Genomic DNA, 17,049 nt, shown 5'->3' with positions numbered 1-17,049 from the left:
TATCATCTGTTAAAAGGGTACGTGCCATTGAAATATATAGAAATATAAGGAATTTGAAAGATTATATTAAGTCTTTAAAATCTATTTTTCAAATGAGGACACGCCCTAAGCTGCCTGCATGGCAGTGAACGGAATATCCAATCGTATTTCTGAATATTCGCATTTCTAAGCTGCCTGCATGGCAGTGAACGCAATACATGTCAGCAAGTAACATGCGCAGACTTTCTAAGCTGCCTGCATGGCAGTGAACGTTGGGCAGCAGGTGCGCAGCTACTTGTCGCATTTCTAAGCTGCCTGCATGGCAGTGAACACGACGCAATGTTTATTGTGTGTCCAGAGTCATTTCTAAGCTGCCTGCATGGCAGTGAACATGTTCAAGGATAAGGACACATATCGGCTTTTGTTTCTAAGCTGCCTGCATGGCAGTGAACAGTGTAAGCGGTTTTACAGAAACAAAGCCCACATTTCTAAGCTGCCTGCATGGCAGTGAACAAAATGCAGGGGTAAAAGGAAGTTCTCATAGTTTTCTAAGCTGCCTGCATGGCAGTGAACTGGGTGCGCGTACCGCCACAGCAAAGACTTTTTTTCTAAGCTGCCTGCATGGCAGTGAACTTTTTTCCGTAGATTCTTTTGCTGCGGACGATTTTCTAAGCTGCCTGCATGGCAGTGAACCTAGTGTTAGTGGTGGTATTTATAGTGAAGTGTTTCTAAGCTGCCTACATGGCAGTGAACTAGCGCGAGGATCGCAACCACATGATTTATTATTTCTAAGCTGCCTACATGGCAGTGAACTTCCACTAGGGGATTGTCCACCTGTTCTTGAATTTCTAAGCTGCCTACATGGCAGTGAACAATGTGAATTACCGTCCTTATAATTTTTCTCATTTCTAAGCTGCCTACATGGCAGTGAACTAAATACTGCTATTTCTCCTGTTACTGGATTTTTTCTAAGCTGCCTACATGGCAGTGAACATGCTGCTTATTTCGCATTAGATACAGTTTTATTTCTAAGCTGCTTACATGGCAGTGAACATTATGTACGCGCGCAGGGTAAATTTCCAGAATTTCTAAGCTGCCTACATGGCAGTGAACTACTCGGCTGCGTATCTTTATATTTGCTAGACTTTCTAAGCTGCCTACATGGCAGTGAACTATTATTAAGTATAAATGGTACATAGCCGCAGTTTCTAAGCTGCCTACATGGCAGTGAACATGCAGGGGTTGACAGAAAAGAATTTATATGCATTTCTAAGCTGCCTACATGGCAGTGAACATGCACTTCAATATTAAATTGAATCCATCCATTTTCTAAGCTGCCTACATGGCAGTGAACGAGTTTGTGAATGGAGCTTGGTTTATGTATCATTTCTAAGCTGCCTACATGGCAGTGAACATCCAGATCATCTCAATGGATTAATAGATTATTTTCTAAGCTGCCTACATGGCAGTGAACCAATCGAAGTCATACATTACATTGCTCCACTATTTCTAAGCTGCCTACATGGCAGTGAACAATTGTTGTAATTACAGGGGCTGGGGCGCAAATTTCTAAGCTGCCTACATGGCAGTGAACGTAGTTGGTAACACCGCAAATTGGAATTGGCATTTCTAAGCTGCCTACATGGCAGTGAACGAACATATTGCTTCCAGTTTTCTATCTCATGATTTCTAAGCTGCCTACATGGCAGTGAACTGTACACCTCTTTTGATCCAGATCAAGCTGAATTTCTAAGCTGCCTACATGGCAGTGAACTAACAAACTCAATCACAGGAATAACATGCTCATTTCTAAGCTGCCTACATGGCAGTGAACAATGGCTAGGTTAACAGATAAAGGGTTTGAGTTTTCTAAGCTGCCTACATGGCAGTGAACGCAAAAGGTGATTGGAATACAACAACGCAAACTTTTCTAAGCTGCCTACATGGCAGTGAACTTAGTGTTGCTCACGTTACTAGCTTCTGGAACTTTCTAAGCTGCCTACATGGCAGTGAACCCTAATTCTAGGAACTCTACAACTTCTCTTAATTTCTAAGCTGCCTACATGGCAGTGAACAAGATTCAACGTCTGCGTACTCAAATTCAACATTTCTAAGCTGCCTACATGGCAGTGAACCATCTAGCCAATATCTACCAGTGACAGAGCTATTTCTAAGCTGCCTACATGGCAGTGAACTTTTTAGAGCCTCTGAGATTCATTTACTAATGTTTCTAAGCTGCCTACATGGCAGTGAACCCATATAGCCGTAAAACCTCGTCTTTCAGGGCTTTCTAAGCTGCCTACATGGCAGTGAACATACTACCCTACTTCCATTTATGAATGCTTTGTTTCTAAGCTGCCTACATGGCAGTGAACGTTGCAAAAGGACTTGCAATTATAATTATATATTTCTAAGCTGCCTACATGGCAGTGAACGAGCTATTGATTAAATTTATCAACTCGATCAATTTCTAAGCTGCCTACATGGCAGTGAACAAAATAAGCCAGACAGTGCTGGCCTATTCACTTTTCTAAGCTGCCTACATGGCAGTGAACAGTTATAGGCTGGGGTTTTTCTTTTTTAATGCTTTCTAAGCTGCCTACATGGCAGTGAACTTATTAAAAAAGTTACGCTTTTCACATTGTGCTTTCTAAGCTGCCTACATGGCAGTGAACCTTCAAAACAACCATGTCGCGTAGTTCTGGCATTTCTAAGCTGCCTACATGGCAGTGAACGAATGGAGTTCAGAAACGGTGAATGGATGTTATTTCTAAGCTGCCTACATGGCAGTGAACACGTTGCTTTTGTTGTCGGTAAAACTAAAGAATTTCTAAGCTGCCTACATGGCAGTGAACACGCGCCTGCATATTTAGCTGTTGCGCTTGTTTTTCTAAGCTGCCTACATGGCAGTGAACTAGGTGAATCGACTACATTTGTATTACCGAAATTTCTAAGCTGCCTACATGGCAGTGAACACATTAATGGTCAAAACGTGGGTATTGTCACATTTCTAAGCTGCCTACATGGCAGTGAACGTTTAAATATTTCTAATTATCCACATTGTTACTTTCTAAGCTGCCTACATGGCAGTGAACGAAAATAAGACTTCCAACCTTTCCCATCGACATTTCTAAGCTGCCTACATGGCAGTGAACAATAGATTAAGAGCCAAGGCTAAAAGAGAAAATTTCTAAGCTGCCTACATGGCAGTGAACAACTTGCTGGTAACGCTGCTCAAAATGCTGCTTTTCTAAGCTGCCTACATGGCAGTGAACAGTTAAAGAATTAAAGCTTGTGACTTTCCCTGTTTCTAAGCTGCCTACATGGCAGTGAACTGCAGATGCTAAGAAAGACTGCTCAAGATAAATTTCTAAGCTGCCTACATGGCAGTGAACTTCAAAATAGGTCAGCTTGCCAGAAGTAAATGTTTCTAAGCTGCCTACATGGCAGTGAACTGGTTTAACACCCGCCTTTCACTCATTGGGCGTTTCTAAGCTGCCTACATGGCAGTGAACAGTAATTTTATAGCAAAAAATAAAGTTATAACAGTGAGTTAATACTAAAAATCCATAAAAGACCCAAGTTTTAACTCACGTTTATAACCTATTGATTTTATTAAGCTGTTAAAGAATGAAAAAATATTGGGTTAAAATTCAGGTACAGAACTCTGTGAACTTAAACCATAGGTACTAAAAACCTGACTTTCAGATTGTTCAGCATTTTTCTTTTCTATAAAAAGTTTAAACATTTGATCTGAAGTTAAACTTTTCATTTGGACAAATGGCAGATCCGTTGTTGTAACAACATTGCTATAACGAGCCAAAGCTTCATCAAAACCAATATCACCGCGTTTTACGCGATGGCGCGCCAAACGTTCGGCATTGGTTTTTACCTGTTTACGTTTATAAATGGCATAACCTTTTATATTCTCTGGGACTTCTCGAATAGAAGTGATATGAACATAATCAGTTAATCGATCTAACCATTTTTTAAGATCAAGTTCTTTCAAATCAGCTTCATTTTGAGCAAAAATTCGCAGCTTTTTACCTAAGTTTACTTTTGAATTTTTATCATTTTTCTCAAAGAGATATTGAGGAAAAGACACACCAATATTCACCTTATTATTTGTATCTTTTATTTCAGCCAAAGCAATATGCAACTGCGTATAGAACTTTGACCAAATGAAATACGATGAAATCTCGGCTTGATCAATCAGCGTGATTTCTTGGTAATATTTCATATTTAGTCCTTAGCACTTTGACCGAATACACCACCACGGACTAGAACAGCCATAACATAGTGTTCCTGTTCAGCATTTTCTAACTTTTCACCCAAAGCATATTTATCAAAGAGTGTAAAAAAGTCTTTTTTCTCTTTTGGAGTACGGTACGCTTTGCCTAAATTCGTTACTGCACCATAGGGTTCAATTGCAATAGCCATTTGTTTATCTTCAAATTCTGGATACCACGTATCAATAGTACGTAGTGCATTTCCAACTTTTTGAGAGTGCATTGCCGCGACATCATTTACTTGATATAAAATCTTACTTTTATCGCCTTTACCTTTATCTAATACAAGTTCTTCACTTGGATAAACTTCCTGTGCTTTACCCACCAGAGCATACGCTTCAACCTTTAACAGTAAATACGGCAATTCACCCTTTAAAGCAGCAGCGATTTGGTCAGCTAACGCCTGAACTTGACTATCAACCGTATCAAAATCATGAAGTGAATATTCAAATGCATTAAATGTCATTGATGGTTGATCATTGGCTGTTACAACCACTTCAACTTTTTCAGCCCCAACACGGTTACGCCACAAAAAGCGACCATTCGCAATATTCAATGCATAGCGTTTTGCAAGCTCAGTAAAACCATATTGCTGAATATAGTCTTTTACCACAGTTTCATAAGACTTAAAGAACGTTTCGTTATTACAAGCAGATGGTTTTTCTACGCCACCCAACACTTTTAAGCTAAATGAAACTTTTAATGTGTCCTGATTTTCACCAAGTGAGCAAGCATCTACTTTTTGAGGATTTGGATTTGCAATATCCATATTCAACTTAAGTAAATCTTGATCAGTTGTTTTCTTTAAGCGATGAGACACAGTTCCTCGCACAGATTTTTCTATTAACTTTAATGCTGTTTGTTGAGCACGATTATCCCAATTTGTCCCATAAAAATATCCATCAGATGGGACTAATTTCTTTTCAAATGCTAAGACACTTGCAACTGCTTTTTCATTTTTAGCCATGAGTTTTTCCTTTTTTCAATATAAAATTAAGTTGTAGTTTGGTTTTGACAAAGGTATAAATTATTTTCTAAATCAACATGATATTTCCATAATAGTTGATCAATACTTTCTATTCGATAAGGCATAATAAATTCACCCAACGTAATCACACTTTCTGCAAAACGATGTGGTGTATGGGCATCACGCTGATTTTTTGCTTGCCCTAATTCTGAAATCCCCTGAAAACCAACTGCAATTGGAACAAGCCAACCCGTGGTTTTACGTTTCGATGACCATGTGACTTTGCCATTTTCATCTTGTATGGAACTATGTGTAACTTTTAAATAATCCAGTACAGCATCTAAGGCATCTTTACCTTCATTCATACTTTCAATAACCAAATCACGGCGTTCAATCAGCACATGACCGAGCATTAATTTATTTAAAAGAGGTTTGAGTTGCTGATTTTGGTCTCCATCTTCATCAAAATATTGCAAGCTACAATTTTTCACTGCCAATACATCGCCACTGGCAAATTTCATACTCAAAATTAATTTCTGCACATCTGCCAATAACTGTTTTTCTTCATCAGGGTCTAAATTTTGACATTCAATTAACAGTGAAACTTCAAGGTGGCAACGTGCTTCTTCAATAAAAGCAGGTCGATTACCATCTTTATCAAGCGGATTGGCTGTTCCTACAATGGAATGAACAAAATCCCCTCGCCCCTTATACGTTTGTAAATCAAAGTGATGACAACTTACTGCAACTTTATCTAAAACAATATTTGTGTAACCTTGAGCTTGTAACTTTCGTTGCAAGGCATGTACCGCACCAAGCCATGCTGTCATCGCAGGAAAGCCAATGGTATATGGACTACTCATGGCATTGGCATTTTGAATTTTTAAATGTGGAATAAGTAAGAAGTTACGCATTAGAAAAACTCCTTATCTTGTTCTAGTATTTCTAAGACCACTATTTTGACTACTTTAATTTCTACATCGCTAAACATGTTTGAATGGCTCATAAACTTTTCATAACTGTTTAATATCCATTTTGCTGTGCGTCTTGAAATTTCATCACGCCATTCTTCTTGATGTTCTCTTTGTTCCAAATGTACTTCATCTAACCAAATTCTTTGATCCAATGGCAAATATTGGTAATACTCCTTATTTGACCATCCTGACTGATTTCTACGGATACAAAATGCTATAAACAAAATTTCATAAATAATTTGTTGGATTGTTTGTCTGATCTTTTTTCGTATATGCCTATTGCTTACAACTTGCTCCGTTTCTTTTAAATCAGAACGAACATACTTTTGTAATATTGAAAATTCATGATTAAATTTTTTCCAATAAAGACACTGCACAAAAAAATCTTTAGTTGGTAAGTTCACCTTACGTTTTTCAAACTGAGGTGGAGCACTAGATAATAAATATGCCCGTCCTGCATTTTGACTATTTAATACACTGACATTTTGTGGTTGTGTACCACCATAAGCCGTCACTGTTAAATCATAAATATCGGCATAACCAACATCATCAAGTTCATTTTTTTTACGTCGATCTTTTGCCAGTTTTGTTGCCTCTGAAAACCGTATTGCATCAATACTTTGCTTTAACTTGGTGATTAATCCCGATGGTGTAAGCAACGAAAGTAAATGGTAGTTTTTTTCACCAATTGGAAAATAAACCTGCTTGACTAAATGATCTGTTTTTACTGATGTATCATTGTCTTTGATCACGAGAAAAGCTAAGCGTAAAACATCAAAGTCCAAAGAAGAACGTTGAATGAATTGCTTTAAATCTTCATCCTGTTTTTCAAAGGCATCTAAAACAGTTTGCCCATTATCCAAATTAACTGACAAAAATTTGAAGACATCCATTGCCGCAGCATTACCAAAAACATCTAATGGATAATCCACATTGCCACTACGTAAATATCCATCAACTGCATGCTTTGCCTGAACAATTACACTGGATGTTTTCGCACTAGGATGACTAAATTTACTTGGATGGCTCACCATCGAAAGTTGACTGACTCGCTTAGCCGCATCAGGCAACCATTCTTGTAAACTAAACCGTTCATTGGCTTGCTGCTGTAATTCAGCAATTACCGTTTCATTTTCTGCTTTCTTTAACCGATCTTTGAGCCACAGCTCTTTTCGTTCATTTAAAAATGCCTCAATACTTGCTGTCATTATCTATTCATCCCCCTATTATTTATCTTTATTCAAAACCACTAAACCCAATTGCTCTGAATAAGTCAGCTTTTTGTTACTGTCATATTCAGGAAGCATTATTTCTCCGTAACGCTTTGATAATTTTTCTACTTCACTCTTAATATCTTCATTTTCTGAATCTTTTTCAACTGCCATACGACACAAAATGTCGCCATAATTTCGATTGAGCCAAAGTTTTTCTTTCTCTAAATCATTGAGTTCAACACAAGAAATATGATAAAAACCTGTCCGCTCAATATACTCACCTAAATCATCTTTCTCACAAAATATAAGCTTGTCATTTTTCCAAACGGCAAACAGTTGAATATTGGGTGAACTTTGTCTAAAGGCATTAAAACGTTGTGGCAGCGCGGTTAAAAACCATTTTTGCGTGAGCCAACCATTTAACGGTTGTGCCCCAACTTTTGCATAAGCCGTTAAAGCATCTGCCATGACAGCATGTTCTAAATCAGCTAATTTTTTAGTCGGTTGCAATGGACAATTACGTTGTATGCGAGGAATTGCATTAATGCCTAATTCAATATTCTGGATATCTACAAGTTCAGCAAGATTCTTGCTGTCTAATTTAAAATTCCCTTTCGCAGAATTAATTTCAAAACCGGGCTTTTCAAAAGCAACATCAGCTTTCCTTAAACCTTTTAAGTTATATTGCAGCAAAGCAATATTTGGCTTTTCAATATTCTGTTCTAATTTACGATGCCGAAGTACCCGCCCTGTCAATTGAATAATCGAACGATATGAAGATGGCTCCACAATTGCCCAATCAAAATCATGATCTCGCCCGACTTCTTCAACAGGCGTCGCCACTAAAATAAAAATGACGTTGTCTGCTTGGGTCGTATCTAAATGTTGCCGAATCATAGGGTTGGAAAATGCTTTGGGCTGTTCACCCATTTTTTCTTTACGTTTTAGCACTTCATCTAAATGATGTTCCTGCTCACTGCGCAGTAATAAGACTTGTCGGCTATGATATGCCATGGTACGAGCAGCCACAGCAGGCGACCATTCTGCATTCAATAAATACTGGGTCAATGCGACACAAGGTGAAACATTAGCAACTCGAATCACCCCAAAGGAAACGTGCTTACCCGTCTTTTCATCAATCGTATGATGATCATGATGTAATTTTTCTACATGCTGTTGAATACGTCTAAAATATTCTGTCTGCACACTTTCATCTAATTGTTGCGTGTTTTTTTCTACCACTAAATCGGCACAATCAATCAGATATGCCTTATGTTTCACCACTTGTTCTAATAAAGATTTGGCACGGATTTGTACAAATTTTTCATGTGACTTTTCATAATCCAAAACAATATTGTGGTTATTCGCTAACGGAACTGTTTGTATTTGTGCTTTGAACTCATCGACCCACATGCTGACTACATCCGTGCTTTTTAACTTTTTAAAAGCACAATATAGTTGCCAACCTTGCTGATAGGCATTGAAAAATCCTTCTGCCAGTGCAGGTGGAATGGTTGCAGATGAAATCATCACCTTACGTCCCAACATTCCTGTTAAATGGACTAATCGAGCAATCGCAATTAAATCTTGCCCATTAAAATCATCCACTTCATCAATGACTAAATCTGAAGACAACAACCTTAAACATGGCAAAATATATTTTCCACCGCGTTTGGTTTCGGTAGCAGACATAATATGATCAATGGTACAAGCCAAAACAGGCTTATATAAAAATGCTTTATTTCGTTCTGCCTGATTTTGTGGAAATAATGCATTCATAAAATCGGCTTGTGGCATCGACTCATAATCAAGTTCATTATCTAATAGTTGTTCTAAAGATTCAGAACCAATCTCGCCAAGATCGTTTTCTATTTCATCTTTCTTTTGCGTGTTTTTATGATGCAGCTCCTGAACCGCTTTAGAACCAATCAGAACTGCAAGCTCATCATTGCCCAAACCAATATCATGACGATAAGAATCCCCTGTTTGTAGGGTTAAAGTCCTTAAACCTAAGGCAAGGATATAACGCAATGAATCGGCATTCGGTGAAAGTGCCTGCATAATTTTGGCATTGGCAATAGTTTTACCTTTGCCTGTACTTGCCATATTGACAATAAACCAACCCTGCTTTTCAGAACCTTCATTCTTTTGAATAAATTGCTGAATACCTTTGACCGCCTGATCTTGCCATTCAAATCCACCTGGACTTTTCTTTTTTAATTTTTGAATGTCATAAGCAGGTTCCATTTCTTCCGCCAAACGGCTTAAAGATTGACTCACCAATAAAGCATTTTTACTCACATTGACCAAATGCTCATCTAAAAACTGTTTTGGCTGTTTGGTTTTTTGATCCGTGTTAGCAATTAATGTCAGCTTGGTTTTCCACGTTTTATCTGCATCACAAGATGAATAATAATGATCACCTAGCATCAAACATAAACGCGCATGATGCACAATCACCCGCCAACTACCATCCGCAAATATTTGTTCAGTATGACTTAATTCTTGTAATAAACGTCCTGACCATTTTTTGATTTGTTTCGTCCATTCTGTAGATTGACTGAGTAAACCTTGTTCAAACTCAAAACACTGTTTTAAACGTGACTTATAATCATTTTCATCAAATTTATTCTGATACCCCCAATCTGCACCAATACTTTTTAATAAACTTGGAAGTGTTTCTTTTGGGGTAGATGCATAAGCCTTTCGACGATCTTCTTCTTTTAAGTCAGGCAAACGATGGTGGGAAACAATCAACCATGCAACCAGTTGCGCCATAGGTGGCAGTTGATCTAAAGCTTTGGACTGATCTAAATTTTGTGTAATGGTTTGTTTTAATGCATCTTCACTCCAACTGTGTTGAAGTAATAAATTCAGCCATGCTTCATCATGTTTAACATTGCCCGAATGTTGTACTAAGGCATTAAGTAATAAACATGAAATCCATTCGTGTCGCAGTGGATCACCCTTTTTACTATTCTTACTCTTTGGTTGTAGTTTTTCTTGGAATAAAACTGTTGCTTTGCCCCAGTCATGCAATAAAGCAGAAATAGCCACTAATGCTTTGATTAAAGGTAAATAATGCCAATCATTTTCCCATTTATTTTGATCTAATTTTTTCTTTGTTGTATTTACAGGCACAATGCCCTGTGCATTAAATTTATTGCGGTTTCCCACAATCCACAGCAATTCACTTCTACGTCTGCCCCGAATCCAGTGACAGCTTACCGCAGTGCTTTTCGTGACAGTTTTACGTAATAATTTTTTAACGGCAATTAGACCATCTTCGGTAATGACCGTTTGCCATGTGTTATCGCCAATACGGTCAGCAAAAGCATCCAATACACGGCGCGTCCGAGCTAAAGCTTTCTTTTCACACTGGCTAACAAAGGTCACAATCATGCTTCATCTCCACTTTTAGAAGATAAAGCGGCTTCCTTCACTTGATCAAACATCCAATCCAAACATTTATGCTCCGTAAATTTCTGAAGTATCTGTTGACGAAACTCTTGCTCAGTCATTTTTTCTTTTGCACAAATAAAGGCATAAGGAAGTACTACAGCATCCTTAATTAAATCCGCCACATCAAAGACCAAAGCCCCGCGGCGGGTTTTGCCATGCATCACAGCAAAACCATGTGGAATGCCTAAAACCCAAAGTGTCGTCGCTGCCAATCCATAGGCTAAATAATTGCCGTGGTTGAGAAAATCATTGGCTAAATCACCCTGTTCACGATTGCGCTCAAAACTCATTTTGTTGCGTGTTGCCGCAATTTTATAAAGTTGTTTGGTCATGGCCGCTTCATGCAAAAGCAAATCACCAACTTTTGTGGTGTTAGGAATCTTCTTTTCAAAACCATCCAGTGCAGTTTGAATATCCCGATCATCCAAATAAAAACCGTATTCTTTTAAATCACGGTCTTTGTCCCAAACTTTCCGTATAAAATCGATACGTGCATGTTGAAATTGTTTTGCCACCGCTAGACGCTTGTCATCTTCGAACCAAAATTGCATCCAGCCCTGCATATATTCTGTTGGTCGGTATTCACTTTGCGGTGTCATCCACTCAATTTCACTGCCCATAAAAAGTGGCGTTCCACCTCCACCACAAAAACCAACCAATACCCCTGCACTGGCGAGCATTCGCATCGCTGCCTGAGTAATCGACGTACCTGTGCCGAGTAAAATCACTGTGGTATTGGCAATTGGGATATTCCAGTATTGGTTTTCATTTTTGGCTTCGGTGAGGTAAAGCACCCGACCATCTTTTTGCATGACACGAGCATGTTCAAGGTAATAGACATTGGCGCGTTTTGAATGAAGAATTGCTTTTAAGTCAGATGGATTCAGTTGTTCCATTTTTATAAAACTATAAATGTAATAATTAAAATGAGTATAAAAAAATTATTAGAAAAATATATAAAGCTTGAATTTAAAACGACATACTTTGACGTTTATTTCACCCTTAAGTTTAAACAGAATTCTTATTTTTCAACTTAAAGCATTGGTCGTAAAGCTCATGCTTTGTATATAAAAATTAAACTCAATAGATCAACAAAAAATACAGTAAATTGTCTCATTCATTATGATTTAACTGATTTATTTTTTCGAAAATCTAAATAGAATTCGATTAAAGACCAAATCACGACCAATAAAAAAAACAAAAAGACCAACAGAAAAGCGGAAAAATACATCATATTGTTCAATCCTAAACTAGCTTTAGTAAAACGACAGATATTCAATGAAGTTCCATTTCATCTAAGACAAAAGTCTAATATGGTTTAAGTGCAATGAATAGTGATTTTTCCAATAAATTAAGACTTTTTTTCAATGAGTTGATCAATAAAACGAATAAATATGACAATTTGTTGGTATAACCGAGACGTTACAACAAAACAAAAAACCAAATATACACTTGTATTTTATATATGCAATTACATCATTCCAGCTATTGACCTTATTTTGAAATAAGCAGACATTAGCAAGCTTGATTAACCCCATAACATTAAGATCCGCTATGTTAAAAAAAATGATTGGCGAATCCGCATTTAAACTTGCGGGCTGGCAATATCACGTAGAACTCAATACCCTCGAAAACAAACAAGTAATTGTGGGTTTTGAGCACACCTCAATGATGGATGCTGTTTTATCTCTTGCCTTGTTCCAAATTTACGATATTAAAATTCATACCCTCATCAAAAAAGAATTGTTTAAGGGCCCGTTGAAACCATTGCTAGAAGCTATTGGCGGAATTCCAGTTGACCGTAAATCTAATCAAGATATTGTAGGACAAATGGTCGACCTTTTTGCCTCTCACGAAAAATTTAATTTGGTCATTGCACCAGAGGCAACTCGTGCAAAAGATGGTGAAGTCCGCAAACCTATCCGCACAGGATTTTGGCATATTGCCAAAGCTGCCAATGTGCCTATTGTTTTGATGTATGCCAACTCACAAACCAAGCAAGGTGGTATTTTTGGCAAAATTTATCCCACTGAACTTCATCACGACCTAGCACTTATGCAAAAGTTGTATAAAGAAAATGTGGGATTGGACATTATTATTCCTGAACCCAAATAGCACCGTTCAATTGTTTAAAAACTCAAACTTAAGCCCTTTCTCTAAAAAAAGGGCTTATGGTAGAATCTGCTCAATTTGATTTGGCATAAGGCCAATCTACAAGGAGCATATTTCGCATGGCGGGTCATTCCAAGTGGGCTAATACTAAGCATCGTAAAGCAAAACAAGATGCGAGCCGCGCTAAAGTATTCACAAAATTCATTCGTGAAATCGTTACAGCCGCACGTTTAGGCGGTGGTGATGTTGCATCTAACCCACGTTTACGTGCTGTCGTTGAGAAAGCATTAGTCGCAAATATGACACGTGATACGATCAACCGTGCAATCCAGCGCGGTGTTGGCGGTGAAGAAAATGCTGATTTAAAAGAGGTCACTTACGAAGGTTATGGCGTGGGTGGTGTTGCGGTAATTGTAGAAACAATGACTGACAACTTAAACCGTACTGTGCCAGATGTTCGTCACTGTTTTTCTAAAACCGATGGCAACCTAGGTACCAATGGTTCAGTGGCATTCTTGTTTACTAAGCGTGGCGAAATTACTTTTGAAGATGTTTCTTTAGAAGACAAAATTATGGATGTCGCTTTAGAAGCAGGTGCGGAAGATATCGAAGTGACTGAAGACGAAATTCTGGTCATTACTACACCTGAATCATTTGGTGATGTACAGGATGCGTTGACTGCTGCAGGCTTAAAATCTGACAATGCTGAAGTCGTGATGAACCCTTCAACGAAAGCATTGATTTCCGATATCGATCAAGCGAAAAAAATCGTGAAAATGATTGATATGTTTGAAGATTTAGATGATGTGCAAAACGTTTATACCAACGTTGAATTTACAGAAGAAGTTTTAGCTCAGCTAGATGAGTAATCTTTCAAAAAACAAAAAAACGCGCCTATGAGCGCGTTTTTTTATTGATGAATACATACGGTATTGCTTATATCAGTGATTAAACTGATATTAAAAATTTTGAAAGTTTAAACCTTATTCAATAAACCGCGGCAGTTGAATACATTATATTCCTTAATGACGAAACTCGAATGTAATGCAACCACATGCTCAATTTTACCAATTCGATTGAGAAGAATTTGACTGTAATTTTCCATATCACGTGCAATCACTTCCACAATAAAATCTGCCGACTGCCCTGTCACTAAAAAAGCATTAATGACTTCTGGAATACTTTCTAATTCTTCTAAAAATTTGGAAAAAGTATCGCTATCATGCTTACTTAAAGAAACTTGCAGTAATACATGTAAGCTAAAGCCGAGTTTTTGATAATTAATGTCGCGGCGTACATTGGTCATGACATTGGTATCAATTAAATGTTTAATACGACGATGAACCGAGCTGACCGAAAGATTAATTCGCTCTGACAGTTCATTCAGATTCACATCTTCATGGGTTAATATTTCCAGAATTTGTTTGTCAAAGCGGTCTAATTCCATCACTGGCTCCAAAAATGAAATAATAAGGTGTAAATAAAAACCACGTATGAGTTATTTGAATTATGCAAGATACGTGCTCAACATCCGAGAACGATTATTTCGTTTATTCCACTAAAAATAAAGTCGCGTATGCTACTTATTTTTACCAATTCATAGATTTACAGAAATTCAATGCAATAAATACCCTTGAATATAAATTAAATGTCATTCTTAGGTAGTATTTAACTATCTTTTTTTGCTTGAGTGGTTCTTAAAAGATTACATGCCGCGCCAGTCTACACGTGCATTGCGTTCGGTATAATAAATACGCTGTACATATTGTCCCAAAGGTAAATCTAAAAGTTGATGCTTAAATGCATAAAACTCTTCAGAACTGCCCGAAATGTAGTCTTCTTCACGCTCCCAAGGGGTTCCAGCTATTTCTAATAAAGGTGCAAGCATGGAACAGACTGAAATATCGGCAAGTCCCAAACGCTCACCCACAAAATAACGCCCATCATTTTCTAATAATTTCTGATTCAATACAGTAATCAGTTGTTCCATCTGATGCTTAGAATATTCAACTTTTTCAGTATCAAGCTGATAACTCTTAGACACCAGTGTTTTTAATATGGGTTTAGAAAATTTCTCAAATTGGCGTAGATAGCCTTTTTCACCAATCATAATGTCTAAAGTTTCATCACTTTCCGATAAACTTTGCGCCAAGCCCCAACGGCGTACATGTAAGCCAAGCTCTGATGCCAAAGCATTAATTTCTAATGCAACTTCTCTTAAATGTGAATCTGCACGTAATAAAGTATGTTCTGGATAAGTCTGATCTAAATACAATGCAATTTGGGTTGAATCTGCAACCCAATACTCATTGTCTCGTAAAATTGGTAGTTTATTCTGCCCTGTTTTGAGTTGTGCAAAAGCACGATGTACACCTGGTATTAAATTCTGTGCAACAAAATCGAGTTGTTTATAATCGAGTAACCAGCGAGCTTTCTCACAATAATGAGATAAAGGAAACTGGTATAAAATTCGCATAAACACTCCAAAAGATGAGAGGAACATTGATTTATTCAGAAAACCAACGCTTTCAGTCTGTTACTTTAGTCAGTCAAAGCCAGAAACACAATGTCCTTTTTATCCCAAAATAAATACGTCTTAACCTTATATGGTTATACAATTTTCTGTCTTGAATATCTTTAAACAAGATAACCTTCCATTTTTAGAACAACCTAAAAACCTTAAAATTATAATTATTAATTAAAATCAGTCATTTAACTTATCTAAATTTATTCAAACTTTACCACTTTAAGTTTTAAACATTGTTTTTCATAAGTACATAGAAATCAGTCAGTTAATTTTTTATAACAGACCGATTAACGTTTTGACATTGTTTCAAAGGTGTCATCATGGCTTATATCAATTCTAAAAACATACAGATCATCGAAAATGATCAGGATGCAATAAATGCCGCTTACCAAGTTGCGGACTTTGCCCTTGAAGGTCGCAATGCTCGCGATCAAAACCGAGCATTACCTTTTGCAGAAGTTGAACAATTTAGCCAAAAAGGCTTAGGTGGTTTAAGAATTCCCAAACAATATGGCGGTGCTTATGTGTCCAATAAAACACTGGCACGCGTATTCCGTATTTTGAATAAAGCCGATTCGAGCATCGGGCAAATCCCTCAAAATCAAATTAGCTTGCTCTATCTCATTGACTTGATGGGCACCGAAGCGCAAAAACAGTTTATCTTTCAAGAAATTTTAGCAGGTAAACGCCTTGCCAATGGTGGCCCTGAGCGCCATACCAAAGACTCTAAAACACTCAATACCACATTAAGTTTGGAGAATGGTCACTACTATCTTCAAGGTGAAAAATTCTATTCAACGGGCAGTAGCTTCGCCCACTGGTTAGCCATTAAAGCCATTCATCCTGAAGGTCATGTGGTACTGGTCATTGTAGATCGTGAAGCTCAAGGCATTGAGGTCATTGATGATTGGGATGGTTTTGGACAACGTACCACATCGAGTGGCTCAGTCCGTCTGAACCATGTGGAAATTGATCCTTTCCTGATCTTTGATGAACGCCTCTTAACAGCAGCACCAACCTATCGCGGGGCTTATTCACAACTTTTACAAGTCGCGATTGATGTCGGCATTGCTGAGGCTGCCTTTGAAGATACGCTGGCAACCGTCAAAAAAGCGCGTCCCATTGTCGATGCTCAAGTGGAAAAAGCCAGCTTTGAGCATTACACCTTACAAGAAGTAGGCAAACTGCAAATTCAACTTGAAGCCGCTATTTTACTGCTCGATGAAGCCGCAGAGTATTTAGATGAGTTAGATCAGCTTGAGAGTGTAACCGATGAGCAAGCAGCACGTGCCTCGATTCTCGTCGCTGAAGCCAAAATTTATGCCAATGATGCGGCCCTGAATATTTCCGAAAAGCTGCTCGAACTCGGGGGTAGTCGTTCGAGTTTAAGTCAATTCAATTTAGATCAGCACTGGCGTAACGCACGTGTACACACCTTACATGATCCTGTGCGTTGGAAACTGCATGCGCTAGGTGATTATTACCTGAATCATCAATTACCTGCCCGCCATGCATGGATTTAAGG

The 17,049-nt window shown here is 37.9% G+C and carries 11 protein-coding genes and 1 CRISPR repeat array; of the genes, 3 read left to right on the top strand and 8 right to left on the bottom strand.

Annotated elements, in window-relative coordinates:
• Positions 1-102 precede the first annotated feature (102 nt).
• Positions 103-3,494: direct repeats of the CRISPR family, unit length 28 nt; unit sequence TTTCTAAGCTGCCTACATGGCAGTGAAC.
• 131 nt (positions 3,495-3,625) lie between these two features.
• The 6 genes from cas6f to cas1f are packed head-to-tail and all read right to left on the bottom strand — an operon-like array spanning position 3,626 to position 11,781.
• Positions 3,626-4,219, bottom strand: coding sequence for a type I-F CRISPR-associated endoribonuclease Cas6/Csy4 (gene cas6f / locus DCO44_RS13215; RefSeq protein ID WP_116762646.1), 594 nt, complete (start codon positions 4,217-4,219; stop codon positions 3,626-3,628).
• A gap of 2 nt (positions 4,220-4,221) precedes the next feature.
• On the bottom strand, positions 4,222-5,235 hold the full coding sequence (gene csy3 / locus DCO44_RS13210; RefSeq protein ID WP_116762644.1) for a type I-F CRISPR-associated protein Csy3: 1,014 nt from the start codon (positions 5,233-5,235) through the stop codon (positions 4,222-4,224).
• A 26-nt stretch (positions 5,236-5,261) separates the two neighbouring features.
• Positions 5,262-6,149 (bottom strand): type I-F CRISPR-associated protein Csy2, encoded by an 888-nt coding sequence (csy2, locus tag DCO44_RS13205; protein ID WP_116762642.1) that lies wholly within the window; start codon positions 6,147-6,149, stop codon positions 5,262-5,264.
• On the bottom strand, positions 6,149-7,417 hold the full coding sequence (gene csy1, locus DCO44_RS13200; protein ID WP_116762640.1) for a type I-F CRISPR-associated protein Csy1: 1,269 nt from the start codon (positions 7,415-7,417) through the stop codon (positions 6,149-6,151). The genes csy2 and csy1 overlap by 1 nt, the downstream gene beginning before the upstream one ends.
• A gap of 18 nt (positions 7,418-7,435) precedes the next feature.
• Complete coding sequence (gene cas3f, locus DCO44_RS13195) at positions 7,436-10,825, bottom strand: type I-F CRISPR-associated helicase Cas3f (RefSeq protein WP_116762639.1); 3,390 nt, start codon at positions 10,823-10,825, stop codon at positions 7,436-7,438.
• Entirely contained in the window at positions 10,822-11,781 is a 960-nt protein-coding gene (gene cas1f / locus DCO44_RS13190) for a type I-F CRISPR-associated endonuclease Cas1f (protein WP_116762637.1), read from the bottom strand. Before cas1f ends, cas3f begins: the two co-directional genes overlap by 4 nt.
• Positions 11,782-12,439: 658 nt before the next feature.
• On the opposite strand from cas1f, the gene DCO44_RS13185 reads away from it, so the two are divergent.
• Positions 12,440-13,000 (top strand): 1-acyl-sn-glycerol-3-phosphate acyltransferase, encoded by a 561-nt coding sequence (locus tag DCO44_RS13185; RefSeq protein WP_116762635.1) that lies wholly within the window; start codon positions 12,440-12,442, stop codon positions 12,998-13,000.
• Between the two features lie 116 nt (positions 13,001-13,116).
• Positions 13,117-13,866, top strand: coding sequence for a YebC/PmpR family DNA-binding transcriptional regulator (locus DCO44_RS13180; RefSeq protein WP_016167535.1), 750 nt, complete (start codon positions 13,117-13,119; stop codon positions 13,864-13,866).
• Between the two features lie 107 nt (positions 13,867-13,973).
• On the opposite strand, the gene DCO44_RS13175 is transcribed toward DCO44_RS13180, so the two are convergent.
• A complete protein-coding gene (locus DCO44_RS13175) occupies positions 13,974-14,444 on the bottom strand; it encodes an Lrp/AsnC family transcriptional regulator (protein WP_116762633.1) in 471 nt (156 codons plus the stop codon).
• A 258-nt stretch (positions 14,445-14,702) separates the two neighbouring features.
• A complete protein-coding gene (locus tag DCO44_RS13170) occupies positions 14,703-15,473 on the bottom strand; it encodes a glutathione S-transferase family protein (protein ID WP_116762631.1) in 771 nt (256 codons plus the stop codon).
• 371 nt (positions 15,474-15,844) lie between these two features.
• Between DCO44_RS13170 and DCO44_RS13165 the strand changes: the two genes are divergently transcribed.
• A complete protein-coding gene (locus DCO44_RS13165) occupies positions 15,845-17,047 on the top strand; it encodes an SfnB family sulfur acquisition oxidoreductase (protein ID WP_116762629.1) in 1,203 nt (400 codons plus the stop codon).
• Positions 17,048-17,049: the final 2 nt, after the last annotated feature.

This window comes from Acinetobacter sp. AM, from assembly GCF_003105055.1.
GTDB classification, from domain to species: Bacteria; Pseudomonadota; Gammaproteobacteria; order Pseudomonadales; family Moraxellaceae; genus Acinetobacter; species Acinetobacter tibetensis.
This window is presented reverse-complemented; position numbering and strand designations above follow the sequence as displayed.